This is a genomic window from Promicromonospora sp. NPDC090134 (assembly GCF_044746965.1).
Lineage (GTDB): Bacteria > Actinomycetota > Actinomycetes > Actinomycetales > Cellulomonadaceae > Promicromonospora.
Genome location: NZ_JBIVCZ010000003.1, coordinates 486,464 through 500,152, shown reverse-complemented (window position 1 = coordinate 500,152; position 13,689 = coordinate 486,464). Strand labels below are relative to the sequence as shown.

Genomic DNA, 13,689 nt, shown 5'->3' with positions numbered 1-13,689 from the left:
GACGGACACCCGGGGCACCCCGGACATAAGGTTAGGCTTACCTCCGTGACCGCCCCTACCGCCCTTCGTGGTGACGACCTCGTGCTGGGCTACCAGCGCACCGCCGTGGTGCACGGCGTCGCCGTGCACCTGCCGCCGGGCGTCGTGACCGCCCTCGTCGGACCCAACGGGTCCGGCAAGTCGACGGTGCTGCGCTCGCTGGCGCGGCTGCACCCGGTGCAGCAGGGGACCGTCAGCCTGGGGGCCACGGCCGACGACGCCGTCGACGTCGGCCCGCTGTCGGCGCGCGACTTCGCCCGGCGCGTCACGCTGCTCGCCCAGTCCCGCCCGCACCCGGCCGGGCTGGAGGTGCGCGACGTCGTCGCGTTCGGCCGGCACCCGCACCGCCGCCGGTTCGCGCCGCTGACCGACGCCGACCACGCCGCGATCGACCGCGCGATGGACATCACCGGCGTGGCCGGCATGGCCCGCCGCGGCGTGGACCAGCTCTCCGGCGGCGAGGTGCAGCGCGTCTGGCTGGCCACCTGCCTGGCGCAGGAGACCGGCGTGGTGCTGCTGGACGAACCCACCAACCACCTCGACCTGCGCTACCAGGTCGAGACGCTCGACCTCGTGCGCGACCTCGCCGAGGAGCACGGCACCGCGGTCGGCATCGTCCTGCACGACCTGGACCACGCCGCGTCGGTCGCCGACGCCGTGGTGCTGCTGCACCAGGGACGCGTGCTCGCGGCCGGACCGCCCGCGCAGGTGCTCACGGCCGAGCACCTCTCGCTCGCGTACGGCCTGCCGATCGACGTGACCACCGACCCCGGGACCGGCCGGGTCCGCGTGCATCCGCGCGGGCGGCACCACGGCCGGACCCGCTGAACAGACCCCAGCACCGCAGGACGCCGCCGGCGCCCGCACCACCCGCCGCACCCGGCACTGCACCGACACGACGTGTCACGAACCTGAGGAGACCCATGTCCCCGCGTACCAAGGCGACCCTGGCGGGCGCCGCCCTGATCCTGCCGCTCACGCTGTCCGCGTGCGGCACCACCGACCCCGGCGCGGCCGCGCCGGCCGCGCCCAGCGAGGCCGCCGCCGGCGACTGCGCCGATGTCACGACGTCGACCGACCCGGTCACGCTGACCGACTCGTTCGACCGCACGGTCGAGCTCGACAAGCCGGCCGAGCGGGTCGCCGTCCTGGAGTGGCAGCAGGTGGAGGACGTGCTCAGCCTGTGCGTCAACCCGGTCGCCGTGGCCGACGTCAAGGGCTACGCGACCTGGAACGACGCGGAGGAGCTGCCCGAGGGCGTGACCGACGTCGGCACCCGCGGCGAGCCCAACCTCGACGCCCTGTACGCCGCCGACCCCGACCTGGTCATCATCGAGGCCTACACGCCCGACGACGAGATCATCGCCAAGCTCGAGGCCTACGACGTGCCGGTGCTCGCCACCAAGGGCGCCGACGCCGCCGACCCGATCGGGACCATGCTCGACACCTTCGGCATCATCGCGGAGGCCACGGGCCGCACCGAGCGCGCCGCCGTCGTGACCGACGAGTTCGAGCAGCACCTGGCCGACGCCAAGGCGCAGGTCACCGAGGCCGCCCCGGAGAGCACCGACTTCGTGTACTTCGACGGCTGGGTCGACGGCGGCAACGTCTCGATCCGCCCGTTCGGCCAGGGCTCGCTGGTCGGCGAGCTGGGCGAGGAGCTCGGCCTGACCAACGCCTGGACCGGCGAGGTGGACCCCGCCTACGGCCTGGGCCAGTCCGACATCGAGGGCATGACCGACGTCGGCGACGCGACCCTGCTCTGGACCGGCACCAAGGAGGGCGAGGACGACTGGACCGCCGAGCTCACCAAGAACGACGTCTGGGCGAACCTGCCCGCCGTCACCGAGGACCGTGCGCACGCGTTCCCGGAGCACACCTGGACGTTCGGCGGCCCCCGCTCCGCGGAGAAGATCGTCGACGCGTACGTCGACGTCTTCACGAACTGACGCCATGACCGCCACGCAGTCGCCGTCCGCGACGGACACCCTGCCCCAGGCCCCCGCCTCCCGCCCCGTCACGTGGGCCACGGGCGGGGCCACCCTGGTGGTGCTCGCGCTCGCCGTGCTCGTCGTCGGTGCCTGGCACCTGACGCAGGGCACGTCCGGCGTGGGCACGGGCGACCTGCTGCGCCTGCTCACCGGGCAGGACGCCGACGACGCGTCGGCGGTCCGCGACATCCTCGTCGGGTCACGCCTGCCGCGCCTCGCGGCCGGCGTGGCCGTCGGGTTCGCCCTCGGCGTCGCCGGGGCGCTCTTCCAGTCGATCGCCCGCAACGCGCTGGCCTCGCCGGACACGCTCGCCGTGACGGCCGGCTCTTATCTGGCGGTCGTGGCCGTGGCCGCCTTCGGGCTCGCCGTGCCGCTGTGGGCCTCGGGCGCCGTCGCGTTCGCCGGCGGCCTCGCCGCCGCGGGGCTCGTGCTGGGGCTGGCCGGCGGCGCCGGGTCGTCGTCCACGCGCCTGGTGCTCGCCGGCTCCGCCGTCGCGCTCGCGCTGCAGGCCGCCGCCTCCGCGCTGCTCATCCTCTTCCAGACGGAGACCACCGGCCTGTTCGCCTGGGGCAGCGGCTCCCTGAGCCAGCTCAACCTCACGGCGTTCTGGCGGGCGCTGCCCGTCGTCCTGCTGGCCACCCTCGGCGGCCTGCTCGTCTCCCGGCGCCTCGACGTGCTCGGCCTCGGCGACGACACCGCCGGCGCGCTCGGCGTGCCGGTCCGCTCGACCCGCGCGATCGGCGTCCTGCTGGCGGTGCTGCTCACCGCCGCGGCCGTGACCCTCGCGGGCCCCCTCGGGTTCGTCGGCCTCGCCGCACCCGTCGTCGCCCGGCTCCTGGCCCGCGTGGTTCCCGCGCTGCACCGGCACGCCATCCTGCTGCCCGCCGCCGGGCTGCTCGGCGCGTTCGTCGTGGTGCTCGCGGACGCCGTCGTCCGCGCCCTGCTCGGTGCTGAGGAGGCGCTCGCCGTCCCCACGGGCGTCGCGACCACGATCGCCGGAGCCGTGATCATGGTGCTCCTCGCGCGGCGCCTGCGCGACGCCGGACCCTCCCGCCGGCCGCCCGCCGCCGGGACCGGGCCGCGCAGCACGCGCCGCTTCGTCATCGTGCTCTCCATGTGCGTCGCCCTCGCGGTCGGCGTCGTGCTGCTCGGCCTGCTCGCCGGCTCCACCTGGCTGCGCACCGGCGACATCGCGCTCTGGCTGAACGACCAGGGCCCGGCCGTGGTCCGGTTCGCGCTCGACGAGCGCGCGCCCCGCGTGCTGGCCGCCGTCGTCGCCGGGGCCGCCCTCGCGTTGTCCGGCACGATGGTGCAGGCCACCGCCCGCAACCCGCTCGCCGAACCCGGCATCCTCGGGATCACCGGGGGCGCCGGCCTCGGCGCCGTCGTGGTCGTCACCGCCGTCGCGGGCACCACCTGGGGCAACGGCGTCGCCGCGAGCAACGGCGCGATGCTCGTGGCCGCCGTCGTCGGCGGCCTGCTCGCCTTCGCCGCCGTCTACCTGCTGGCCTGGCGCGGCGGGCTGCACGCCGACCGCCTCGTGCTCATCGGCATCGGCCTGGGCTACCTCACCACCGCCCTGACCACGTTCCTGCTGCTCCGTTCCGACCCCTGGAACACGCCGCGCATCTACACCTGGCTGTCCGGGACCACCTACGGCCGCAGCCTCGAACAGGTCCTGCCCGTGGTCGTCACGCTGGCGCTCGCGGTGCCGCTCGCCGTGACCGTGCGGCGGGAGCTGGACCTGCTCGCGCTCGACGACGACACACCGCGCCTCGTGGGCGTCCGGCTGGAGCGCAGCCGGCTGGTCGTGCTCGCCGTGGCCGCCGTGCTGGCGGCCACGAGCGTGACCGCGGTCGGCGTGGTGGGCTTCGTGGGCCTGGTCGCGCCGCACGCCGCGCGCGCCCTGGTGGGCGGCCGGCACGCCCGGGTGCTGCCGGTCGCGATGCTGCTGGGCGCCGTGCTGCTCGGCCTGGCAGACACGCTCGGCCGCACCGCCATCGCGCCGGCCCAGCTCCCCGCGGGGCTGGCGGTCGCGCTGCTCGGCGCGCCGTACTTCGTCTGGCTCCTCGCGCGCTCGCGGGCGTGACGGCGGAGGTCACGCCCGCCGCGCGGTGAACAGCAGGTACTCCCAGCCCATCGAGCCGTCGAGACCCTGGAACCGGGCGGCCAGGTCGAGGAGCGTGCCGTCGAGCTCGGCGGTGCGCGCGGCGTCGTCGGCCACGTTGCGGTACACCGCGATGGTGGGGCCGTACACGGCCTTGAAGAAGTCGCGGAACTCGGTGCCCGTGGCGAACCGGGTGACGGGCAGCGACCGCACCTCGGCGCGCACGTCGGTGACCCGGTCGCCCAGCAGCGCGCGTACGTGCTCCTCGTCGCCCCACAGCGGCGGCGGCTCCGCGCCGGGCGGGGGAGCGGGGGCGTAGGGCTTCATCGCGGCGAACATCTGGCCGATGAACCCGGCCGGCGTCCAGGCGACGAGCCCGATCGTCCCGTCGGGCCGTGTCACCCGGACCAGCTCGTCCGCGGCGGTCTGGTGGAACGGGGCGAACATGACACCGACGCAGGACAGCACGGTGTCGAACGCGCCGTCGTCGTACGGGAGCGCGTGGGCGTCGGCCTCGGCCCAGGTGAGCTCGGCCCCCCGGGCCGCGGCGATCGCACGCCCGGCGTCGAACAGCTCGGGCGTGAGGTCGGCCGCGACGACCTGCGCGCCCGCGAGCGCGGCGGGGATGGCGGCGTTGCCGGACCCGGCGCCGACGTCGAGCACCCGGTCGCCCGGCCGCACCCCGGCAGCCTCGACCAGGACGGGGCCCAGCGCGGGGATCACCTCGGTGGCGACCGCCGGGTAGTCGCCGAGCGCCCACAGCGCGCGGTGCTTGGCGCCGACGGCGGTGAGGACCTCGGGCGGGACGCGGTCGGTGTCGGTCATGACTGCTCCTCGGCTCGTGCCGTTCGGTGGTCGCCCCCGCAGCGTCCAGTCAACGCCGGGTCCGGACGGCGCACCACCACAGGCCCGAAACTCACCCGGTCCGGCATGGCGTGGCAGATCACGACATGAGCGTCAGACCATGACAACCGGGTGCTAGGGTCGGAGCCATGGATCTTGGGCTGCACTACTTCACGTTCACCCATCCCGAGTGGGAGACCACTCTGGCCGACCGCCTCACCGAGACCGCGCAGATCGCCGACGAGGGCGGCGTGAACCTCTTCACGGTCATGGACCACTGGTTCCAGATGCTCAGCTCCGGCGGGCCGTACGAGCCCATGCTGGAGGGCTACACCTCGCTCGGCTACCTTGCCGGCGTCACCAAGAACGTCCGGCTGAGCCTGCTGGTCACGGGGGTCACCTACCGGCGCCCCGGCCTCCTGGCCAAGACGGTCTCCACGCTGGACGTGCTCTCGCGCGGCCGCGCGATGCTGGGCATCGGTGCGGCCTGGTACGACCGTGAGCACGCGGGTCTGGGCGTGCCGTTCCCGTCGACGGCGGAGCGGTTCGAGCGGCTGGAGGAGACCCTCCAGATCTGCCGCCAGATGTGGTCGGACGACGACGGCGCGTTCGAGGGCAAGCACTACCAGCTCGCCGAGACGATCAACCTGCCGCAGCCGCCCCGCGGCACCGTGCCGGTGATGATCGGCGGGGGCGGCGAGCAGAAGACGCTGCGGCTCGTGGCCCAGTACGGGCAGGCGTGCAACCTGTTCGGCGGGCCGGGCGACGAGGCCCTGGCGACGGTCGCGCACAAGCTGGACGTGCTGCGCGGGCACTGCGAGCGCCTCGGGACCGACTACGACGCGATCGAGAAGACGATGCTCTACCAGGGTGACGCGACCGGTGACACGGACGCGTTCCTGAAGGACATGGAGCGGTACCGGGCGCTGGGTGTCTCGCTCGTGGGCCTGATGCCGACGCCGTACGAGAACCCGGTCCCGTGGGCGACCGCGCTGGCCGAGAAGGTCGTGCCCCGGCTGAACGAGGTCTGACCGGTTCGGGGTGGCCCGGCGCCGGAGCGGTCCCGCTCAGGCGCCGGGCTCCTCCTCGGGCGGGGGCACGTCGGTGACGACCAGGGCACGCAGGATGGTCTCGGCCACGTCCCGCTCCGTGACGTTGCGGTTCCTGGAGGCGGACTCGATGATCCGTCTCGCCTCGTTCTCGCTGGTGTCGTTGGAGTGCATGACGGCCCCGACGGCGCGCTCGATCGCGGCGGTGTCGGAGAGCTGGCGGTAGAGGCCCGCGGTGGCGTCCTCCAGCTCGGCGAGCTCCAGGTGCAGGGCGACCAGGGACGCGGCGAGCTGGGCGTACCCGTCCGCCGCGGTCAGGAGCTCGTTGTTCCAGGGGTCCGGCGCGCGGGAGTACAGGTTGAGCGCGACGGCGACGTCGTCGTTGACGAAGGCGGGGACCGCGAGCGCGGAGACGAAGCCCTCGCGCAGGGTCTGGGCCTGCCAGGCGTCCCAGCCCGCCGACTCGGCGACGACCGGCACGACCTGGACCGTTCCCAGGTGGATGGAGTCGATGCAGGGTCCGGTCTCGGCCCGGGCCTCTGCCTGGTCGCACCGGGCGGCAGCGGCGGTGCTGCTGCCCGCGGCGACCGACACCCCGTGCTCCTGGAAGATGATGCTGGCCTCGAGGCCGGAGCCGAGCACGACGGCGGCCCGCCGCGCGAGGTCGTGGGGGGACGTCGAGATTCTCATCGCATCAGACCTACCTTCGTTGCCAGGCCGGACCGTCAGGCTCTCACACTATGCGCCGGGGCTCACGGCGATCTCGGGGGCGGCCAGGGCCAGCAGCACCACGCACACCACGGCGACGCACAGGCTGAGCGCGAACGGCGCGCGGCTGCGGGGCCGGGTCACGGCCACGACCCCGGCGGCGAGGGCCAGGACGACGGCGACCGCGCCGCCGGCCCAGGCGGCGGGTGCCGGGGGCCCTGCCGGACCGACGACCACGACGGCGACCGCCGCGGTCAGGAGGGCGGGCGCGAGCACGCCGGACGCCCGGCGGCCGAGCCGGTGGGGCAGGCCGCGCACGCCGGTGGCGGCGTCGTCCTCCAGGTCGGGCAGGGTGTTGGCGACGTGCGCGCCCACGCCCAGCAGCGCCGCCGCGAGGACCGCCCAGGGTGCCGGGACGCGCGGGCCGGGCGCCGCGAGCACGACGAAGACCGCCAGCAGCCCGAACGAGAGCGCGTAGGGCAGCCAGGACCAGGCGGTGGACTTGAGCCGGGCGTTGTAGGCCCACGCCCCGGCGACGGCCACCAGGTGCGCGGCCCCGGCCGCGAGGCCCGCCGCCAGCGACGTGGCGACACAGACGGCGAGCGCCGTGAGGGCGGCGGTGCGCAGGGTGGTGGCGGTGACGAGCCCCTGCACGACGGGTTTGTCGGCGCGGTGCACGGCCAGGTCGCGGGGCGCGTCGATCCAGTCGTTGGACCACCCGACGGAGAGCTGGCCGGTGCCGACGGCCGCGGCGACCAGCGTGACGACGCCGGCCGGGGACCCGAGGGCGGCGGCGAGCCCGGCGGCCAGGGCGGTGACCACGACGGCGGGGGCGGGGTGGCTCGCGAGCACGAGGCCGCGGCCGAGGCGGCGGGCACCGGTGCCGGTCATCATGGGCGGAACGCTAGTCCCGGCGAGTTCTCCCCGCGCGGCTGGGCCGGTCGTGGGTCACGATGCTTAGGTGTCGCGAGTCGTTGCGGTCGAGGCGGTTCTGCCCCCGAACGTGTACGCCCAGGAGGCGATCACCGAGGCCGTGGCGCCCCTGGTGACGCCGGACCCGTCGCGGGCCGCGCTGCTGCGGCGGCTGCACGCGAGCGCCGGCGTGCGCAGCCGGCACCTGGTGCTGCCGCTGGAGGAGTACGCGGGGCTGGGGTCGATGGGCGCGTCCAACGCGGTGTTCGTCCGGGAGGGCACGCTGCTGGCGGAGCAGGCCTGCCGCCGGGCGCTGGCCGCGGCGGGGGTCGAGCCGGGGGAGGTCGACCACGTGTTCGCCACCTCGGTGACGGGGGTGGCGGCGCCGTCGCTGGACGTGCTCCTGTCGGAGCGGCTCGGGCTGCGCGGGGACGTGCGGCGCACGCCGTCGTTCGGTCTGGGCTGCGCGGGCGGCGCGGGCGGGCTGGCGCGGGTGCACGACCACCTGCTGGGCCGGCCGCGTGACGTGTCGCTCCTGGTCGCGGTCGAGCTGTGCTCCCTCACGCTGCAGCACCACGACGACTCGGCGGCCAACCTGGTGGCGTCCGGGCTGTTCGGCGACGGCGCGGCGGCGGCCGTCGTCGTGGGCGCGCAGCACCCGCTGGCGCGCGCGGAGGGCGGACGCCGGACGGCCCGCGTGCTGGACACCCGCTCCCAGCTCTACCCGGGCACCACGGACGCCCTGGGCTGGGAGGTGCGGGACACCGGGTTCGCGATCGTGCTCTCGGCCGATCTGCCCGACCTGCTGGGCGCGCACCTGCTCGCCGACGTCAAGGGGCTGCTGGCCGACCACGGCCTCACGCCGGCCCAGGTGCCCACCTGGGTGGTGCACGCGGGCGGGCCGCGCGTGATCGACGCGGTGCGGGACGCGCTCGGGCTGTCCGAGGACGCCGTCCGGGAGAGCCGCGCGAGCCTCGCGAGCGCCGGCAACCTCTCCTCGGTCTCCGTGCTGGACGTCCTGGCCAGGACCCTGGAGAGTGCCGAGGCGCCGCCCGGCTCGCCCGCCGTGCTCATGGCGTTCGGCCCCGGGGTGTCGTGCGAGCTGGTGCTGCTGCGGCTGGAGGGACGCTGAGATGCTCGGGTTCTACATCGCGCTCGTGGCGGCGACGGGCGTGGAGCGCCTCGCCGAGCTCGTCGTGTCGGCCCGCAACGCCCGGTGGTCGTTCGAGCGCGGCGGTGTCGAGTCGGGCCGGGGGCACTTCCCGGCGATGGTGGCGCTGCACACCGGGCTGCTGGTGGCGTGCGTCGCGGAGGCCGTGCTCGCCGACCGACCGTTCCTGCCGTGGCTGGGCTGGCCGATGCTCGTGCTCGTGCTCGCGAGCCAGGCGCTGCGCTGGTGGTGCGTCGCCACACTGGGGCACCGCTGGAACACCCGCGTCATCGTGGTGCCGGGCCTGCCGCTCGTGACCGGCGGGCCGTACCGGTGGCTGCGCCACCCCAACTACGTGGCCGTGGTGGTCGAGGGGATCGCGCTGCCGCTGGTGCACACGTGCTGGGTCACGGCCCTCACGTTCACCGTGCTGAACGCGGTGCTGCTCGCCCGTTTCCGCATCCCGGCCGAGGACCGGGCGCTCCGGCAGGCCGTGCCCGAGGCGGGGTGAGCGGCATGGGCCGGGGCGCCGCCGACGCGGACGTCCTGGTGGTGGGTGCCGGGCCGGTCGGCCTGGCCGCCGCCGTGCACGCGTGCGCCGCGGGTCTCGACGTCCTGGTCGTGGACCACCGGGCCGGCACCCTCGACAAGGCCTGCGGCGAGGGCCTGCTGCCCGGCGCGCTGCGGGCCGTGCAGGCGCTCGGCGCCGACCCGCCGGGCCACGTGCTGACCGGGATCAGCTACCGGGCGCCCGGCCGGCACGCCGACCACGAGTTCACCGCCGGACCCGGGCGGGGCGTTCGGCGCACCGCCCTGCACGACGCCCTGCGGGCCCGCGCCGCCGACGTCGGCGCGCGCCGCAGGTGCGGGCGGGTCACCGCCCTGCGGCAGGACGCCGCGGGGGTCGAGATCGAGGTGACGCCCGGCCGGGCGGACGACGGCCACCCGGCCGGGGACGCGGCCGACGGCGACCCGGTCACCCTGCGCGCCCCCTGGCTGCTCGGGTGCGACGGCCTGCACTCCGCGGTCCGCCGCCTGGCCGGGCTCGACGTCCGCCCGGGGCCCGGGGCCGGCCGGCCGGCCGGCAACCGGTACGGCCTGCGCCGGCACTTTGCCGTCACGCCGTGGACCGACCTCGTCGAGGTGCACTGGTCGCCGCACGCCGAGGCCTATGTGACGCCGGTCGCCCCCGATCTCGTCGGCGTCGCGCTGCTCGCACCCCGCACCGTGACCGGGGCGGGGTTCGACACGCTGCTGCGCTCGCAGTTCCCGGAGCTCGCCGCCCGGCTCGCGGTGGCCGAACCCACCGGGACACTGCTCGGCGCGGGCCCGCTGCTGCGCCGGTCGCGGCGGCGCAGCGCCGGACGGGTGCGGCTCGTGGGTGACGCGTCGGGGTACGTCGACGCGCTGACCGGCGAGGGGGTCCGGGTGGGGCTCGCGCAGGCCGCCGCCGCCGTCCGCCACCTGGAGGACGCCGAGGCGTACGAGCGCGCCTGGCGCACGGTGACGCGCGACTACCGCGTGCTCACCACAGGCCTGGTCGCGTGGGCGTCGGGACCCGCACGCGGCGCCATCGTGCCCGCCGCGGCCCGGCTGCCGTGGCTCTACGGTGCCGTGGTCGACCGGCTGGCCCGCTGAGCGACGCGTGCGGGAGTACGGTGGGGGCGTGGGCGAACGAGCGATCGGCGCGTCCGATCCGGGTGAGCAGCCGGGCCCGGCAGGAACCGCGGCCCGCCGCAGGCCCGCCAGGCAGGTGGTCCGCGACTACTCGGTCCTGGCGAAGGTGGTGCGGGAGTCGGGCCTGCACCGTCGGCGGTACGGGTACTACTGGACCCGCCTGATCGGCACCGTCGCGGCCTTCGGGCTGGTCTGGACGGCGATCGTGCTCGTCGGCGACTCGTGGTGGCAGCTCCTGCTCGCCGTGGCGCTCGCCGTCGTGCTGGCCCAGCTCGCGTTCCTCGGCCACGACAGCTCCCACCGCCAGATCTTCCGCTCGCGGGCGTGGAACGACTGGACGGGCCGGGTCCTGGCGAACGTGTTCGTCGGCGTGAGCCACGCGTGGTGGACCACGAAGCACGACGCCCACCACACCGCCCCGAACCAGGAGCAGAGCGACCCGGACATCTCGCCCGGCGTCATCGCCTTCACACCGGCCGTCCTGGCGAGCCGCAAGGGCTGGCGGCACCAGTTCGCCCGCCGGCAGGGCTGGTTCTTCTTCCCGCTGCTGACGCTCGAAGGCCTCAACCTGCACGTGGCCAGCGTGCGCACCGTGCTCGGCACCGCGCCCGTGGTGCACCGCGCAGTAGAGGCCCCTGTGCTGCTGACCCGCCTGGCCCTGAACATCGCCGTGCTCCTGATCCTGCTGCCGCCCGCGCTCGCCGCCGCCTTCCTCGCCGTGCAGCTCGGCCTGTTCGGCGTGCTGCTGGGCGGCGCGTTCGCCCCCAACCACAAGGGGATGCCGATCGTCCCGGCCGGTACCGAGATCGACTTCCTCCGCCGCCAGGTGCTCATGTCGCGCAACATCCGGGGCAACGCCGTGGTCGACTTCTTCATGGGCGGCCTCAACCGGCAGATCGAGCACCACCTCTTCCCGAGCATGCCCCGGCCCGCGCTCCGGCGCGTCCAGCCGCTGGTACGCGAGTTCTGCTCGACCCTCGGCGTGACGTACACCGAGGTGGGGTTCTTCCGCTCCTACGGGATCGTCGTCCGCTACCTGAACGACGTTGAGCACCGCGCGCGCGACCCGTTCTCCTGCCCGCTCGCGGCCCAGCTGGGCCGCTGACGCGCCGCGCCCTCGCGGGGCGCCCGGGCGCGTACAGTCGAAGGTATCCGGGCGAACGTGCCCCGCCTGAGGTGCGCGGGCCCGGAACCCCCCAGGGAGGCCGTCATGGCCACCGTTCCCACCCCACCGCTGCCGTCCGCGACCAACGGCAACCCGAGCAGGCCCGGCCACGACGCCGTCCGTCCGGAACACATCCACCGGACCAGCACGCACACGGTCAAGCCGTCCAGGGCTCGGGTCGGAGGGGTCTGGTTCGGCAGCTGCGTCGCCGCGCTCATGCTGGCCGCCCTGATCGTCTTCGTGCTGCAGAACACCCAGCCGGTGCTCGTCTCGTTCCTGGGCATGCAGGGCTCGGTCCCGCTCGCTGTCGCACTGCTCATCGCCGGGGCCGGCGTCGCGATCATCGCCCTCGTCGTCGGCACCATCCGCGTCTCTCGGAGCCGGCGGCGCGCCCACCGCGGCGGTTGAGAGCGCGGGGGCTGAGAGCGCGGCGGCTGAGGCCGCGGCGGCGATCCGGGGCGGCGACGACAGGGTGGGTCGCCGCCTGACGCCAACGTGGTGTCATCAATGGCGTCAAAGCTCTTGCGGTGACACCACGAAGGTGTCATAGTGGTGCCATGGACCTGAACCGATACGCAGACGAACTGCAGCGCCAGCTCGCCACGGCCGCTGCCGCCGGCGGTGACGACACCCGCGAGCTCGCCGCGCGGCTGACCGCACCGCTCGACGCCGCCGCGCGCCTCGTCCTGCTCAACGCGCTCTCCGACGCGGCGGGGGAGATCTCGGCAGAGCTCGCCCCGGGCTCGGTGGACGTGCGCCTGCGCGGCGGCTCCCCGGAGTTCGTCGTCACCGCCCCCGCCGCGCCCGCGCCTGCCGCGGAACCGGCGGCCGCCGCGTCCGCCCAGGTCCCCGCACCGGCGTCGGCCCTTGCGGACGCCGAGGCGGGAGCCACCACCCGGACCACCCTGCGCCTGCCCGACCACCTCAAGACGCAGGCCGAGGTCGCCGCCGCGCGCGACGGCGTCTCCGTCAACACCTGGCTGGTACGGGCGGTGGCCGCCGCCGTCGAGCGGCCGCCCGGTCGCCCGGCCGCGCCGACCAGCCCCGAGCAGCGCGCCAACAGCCGCGTCACCGGATGGGTGCGCTGACCGCACGCGCCACCGCGCGCCGCGGCACCATCTGCCTCGACGCGTGACACCACACGACACCACAGACATCAGACCCTCTTCCGTATTCACAGCCTTGGAGCCTTGCCATGCCTACCTTCCCCGCCCCCCACCCGGTCCCCGTCGTCGTGGACGTGCCGTTCGGCAACCTGCACGTCGTCGCCGGTGAGCGGGACGACGTCGTCGTCACCGTGCTGCCCACCGACAAGAAGTCCGGCAGCGTGCGCGCCGCCGAGGAGGTCCGCGTCGAGCGGGACGGCGACGCCGTCACGATCACCTACCCGAACTCGTGGAAGCAGTACGTGCTGCCGTTCGCGGCCGGCACCGCCGACATCACCGTCGAGCTGCCCACGGGATCCGAGCTGCGCGGCAAGACCGGCTCGCTCTACGCCGAGGGCGCCCTCGGGGCCGTCGACATGACGCTGAACGCCGGCAACGTGACGCTGGACGACGTCGACCGGGTCACCCTCAAGGTCTCCGCCGGGTCCGTCGCGGTCCGCCGGGCCCTGGGCCCCACCGACATCAAGGTGAGCGCCGGCTCGGTGCGCGTCGACGAGATCGCGGGCGACGCCACGATCCGCGCGAGCAACGGCACCACGACCGTCGGCTCCGTCACCGGCACCCTCCAGGTGCAGGGCGCGCACGCCGACATCATGGTCAGCCAGGTGCGCGGCACCCTCACCGTGAAGTCCGCGCACGCGGGCATCCGGGTCAACAACCTGGAGTCCGGCAGCGCCACGCTCACGAACTCCTACGGCTCGATCGAGGTCGGCGTGCCCGAGGGCGTGGCTGCCTACCTCGACGTCGCCTCCGAGCACGGCAGCGTCCGCAACCACCTGACCCCCACCGAGGGCCCGGTCGAGAACGAGTCGACCGCCGAGATCCACGCCAGCACCGGCCACGGCGACATCGTCGTCCGCCGCCCCTGACCCAGAGATTTCC

The 13,689-nt window shown here is 75.1% G+C and carries 14 protein-coding genes; 11 read left to right on the top strand and 3 right to left on the bottom strand.

Annotation, left to right across the window (positions count from 1 at the left end; all coding sequences use genetic code 11):
* Positions 1-45: 45 nt before the first annotated feature.
* The 3 genes from ACIPN7_RS12025 to ACIPN7_RS12015 all read left to right on the top strand — a co-directional run bounded on the left by ACIPN7_RS12025 (position 46) and on the right by ACIPN7_RS12015 (position 4,119).
* On the top strand, positions 46-867 hold the full coding sequence (locus ACIPN7_RS12025) for an ABC transporter ATP-binding protein (RefSeq protein ID WP_400541781.1): 822 nt from the start codon (positions 46-48) through the stop codon (positions 865-867).
* Positions 868-962: 95 nt separating this feature from the next.
* On the top strand, positions 963-1,988 hold the full coding sequence (locus ACIPN7_RS12020) for an ABC transporter substrate-binding protein (RefSeq protein ID WP_400541778.1): 1,026 nt from the start codon (positions 963-965) through the stop codon (positions 1,986-1,988).
* Between the two features lie 4 nt (positions 1,989-1,992).
* The gene (locus ACIPN7_RS12015) at positions 1,993-4,119 is read left to right on the top strand and encodes an iron ABC transporter permease (protein WP_400541775.1); all 2,127 of its coding nucleotides are present in this window, start codon (positions 1,993-1,995) and stop codon (positions 4,117-4,119) included.
* A 9-nt stretch (positions 4,120-4,128) separates the two neighbouring features.
* On the opposite strand, the gene ACIPN7_RS12010 is transcribed toward ACIPN7_RS12015, so the two are convergent.
* Positions 4,129-4,962, bottom strand: coding sequence for a class I SAM-dependent methyltransferase (locus ACIPN7_RS12010; RefSeq protein WP_400541772.1), 834 nt, complete (start codon positions 4,960-4,962; stop codon positions 4,129-4,131).
* A gap of 167 nt (positions 4,963-5,129) precedes the next feature.
* Here ACIPN7_RS12010 and ACIPN7_RS12005 point away from each other — a divergent pair, with 167 nt between their 5' ends.
* Positions 5,130-6,011, top strand: coding sequence for an LLM class F420-dependent oxidoreductase (locus ACIPN7_RS12005; protein WP_400541769.1), 882 nt, complete (start codon positions 5,130-5,132; stop codon positions 6,009-6,011).
* 36 nt (positions 6,012-6,047) lie between these two features.
* Here ACIPN7_RS12005 and ACIPN7_RS12000 read toward each other — a convergent pair whose 3' ends face one another.
* Both ACIPN7_RS12000 and ACIPN7_RS11995 read right to left on the bottom strand, forming a co-directional pair.
* A complete protein-coding gene (locus ACIPN7_RS12000) occupies positions 6,048-6,719 on the bottom strand; it encodes an ANTAR domain-containing protein (protein WP_400541766.1) in 672 nt (223 codons plus the stop codon).
* A 48-nt stretch (positions 6,720-6,767) separates the two neighbouring features.
* Positions 6,768-7,631, bottom strand: coding sequence for a UbiA family prenyltransferase (locus ACIPN7_RS11995; protein ID WP_400541763.1), 864 nt, complete (start codon positions 7,629-7,631; stop codon positions 6,768-6,770).
* 67 nt (positions 7,632-7,698) lie between these two features.
* Between ACIPN7_RS11995 and ACIPN7_RS11990 the strand changes: the two genes are divergently transcribed.
* The 7 genes from ACIPN7_RS11990 to ACIPN7_RS11960 all read left to right on the top strand — a co-directional run bounded on the left by ACIPN7_RS11990 (position 7,699) and on the right by ACIPN7_RS11960 (position 13,676).
* Entirely contained in the window at positions 7,699-8,781 is a 1,083-nt protein-coding gene (locus ACIPN7_RS11990) for a type III polyketide synthase (protein WP_400541760.1), read from the top strand.
* A 1-nt stretch (position 8,782) separates the two neighbouring features.
* Positions 8,783-9,310, top strand: coding sequence for an isoprenylcysteine carboxyl methyltransferase family protein (locus ACIPN7_RS11985; protein WP_400541757.1), 528 nt, complete (start codon positions 8,783-8,785; stop codon positions 9,308-9,310).
* Between the two features lie 5 nt (positions 9,311-9,315).
* Positions 9,316-10,437, top strand: coding sequence for an NAD(P)/FAD-dependent oxidoreductase (locus tag ACIPN7_RS11980; protein WP_400541754.1), 1,122 nt, complete (start codon positions 9,316-9,318; stop codon positions 10,435-10,437).
* A 28-nt stretch (positions 10,438-10,465) separates the two neighbouring features.
* Positions 10,466-11,581: a fatty acid desaturase family protein gene (locus ACIPN7_RS11975; RefSeq protein WP_400541751.1), complete on the top strand. Its 1,116-nt coding sequence runs from the start codon at positions 10,466-10,468 to the stop codon at positions 11,579-11,581.
* A 105-nt stretch (positions 11,582-11,686) separates the two neighbouring features.
* Complete coding sequence (locus tag ACIPN7_RS11970) at positions 11,687-12,049, top strand: lipopolysaccharide assembly LapA domain-containing protein (protein WP_400541748.1); 363 nt, start codon at positions 11,687-11,689, stop codon at positions 12,047-12,049.
* Between the two features lie 149 nt (positions 12,050-12,198).
* Positions 12,199-12,729, top strand: coding sequence for a histidine kinase (locus ACIPN7_RS11965; protein WP_400541745.1), 531 nt, complete (start codon positions 12,199-12,201; stop codon positions 12,727-12,729).
* 107 nt (positions 12,730-12,836) lie between these two features.
* The gene (locus ACIPN7_RS11960) at positions 12,837-13,676 is read left to right on the top strand and encodes a DUF4097 family beta strand repeat-containing protein (RefSeq protein ID WP_400541742.1); all 840 of its coding nucleotides are present in this window, start codon (positions 12,837-12,839) and stop codon (positions 13,674-13,676) included.
* The last annotated feature ends 13 nt before the right edge of the window (positions 13,677-13,689 follow it).

What these genes read in the sequence shown, in the direction of transcription:
- ACIPN7_RS12020 (WP_400541778.1), top strand. Translation starts at nt 963, where the DNA reads ATGTCCCCGCGTACCAAGGCGACCCTGGCGGGCGCCGCCCTGATCCTG.
- ACIPN7_RS12015 (WP_400541775.1), top strand. Translation starts at nt 1,993, where the DNA reads ATGACCGCCACGCAGTCGCCGTCCGCGACGGACACCCTGCCCCAGGCC.
- ACIPN7_RS12010 (WP_400541772.1), bottom strand. Translation starts at nt 4,962, where the DNA reads ATGACCGACACCGACCGCGTCCCGCCCGAGGTCCTCACCGCCGTCGGC.
- ACIPN7_RS12005 (WP_400541769.1), top strand. Translation starts at nt 5,130, where the DNA reads ATGGATCTTGGGCTGCACTACTTCACGTTCACCCATCCCGAGTGGGAG.
- ACIPN7_RS12000 (WP_400541766.1), bottom strand. Translation starts at nt 6,719, where the DNA reads ATGAGAATCTCGACGTCCCCCCACGACCTCGCGCGGCGGGCCGCCGTC.
- ACIPN7_RS11995 (WP_400541763.1), bottom strand. Translation starts at nt 7,631, where the DNA reads ATGATGACCGGCACCGGTGCCCGCCGCCTCGGCCGCGGCCTCGTGCTC.
- ACIPN7_RS11985 (WP_400541757.1), top strand. Translation starts at nt 8,783, where the DNA reads ATGCTCGGGTTCTACATCGCGCTCGTGGCGGCGACGGGCGTGGAGCGC.
- ACIPN7_RS11980 (WP_400541754.1), top strand. Translation starts at nt 9,316, where the DNA reads ATGGGCCGGGGCGCCGCCGACGCGGACGTCCTGGTGGTGGGTGCCGGG.
- ACIPN7_RS11970 (WP_400541748.1), top strand. Translation starts at nt 11,687, where the DNA reads ATGGCCACCGTTCCCACCCCACCGCTGCCGTCCGCGACCAACGGCAAC.
- ACIPN7_RS11965 (WP_400541745.1), top strand. Translation starts at nt 12,199, where the DNA reads ATGGACCTGAACCGATACGCAGACGAACTGCAGCGCCAGCTCGCCACG.
- ACIPN7_RS11960 (WP_400541742.1), top strand. Translation starts at nt 12,837, where the DNA reads ATGCCTACCTTCCCCGCCCCCCACCCGGTCCCCGTCGTCGTGGACGTG.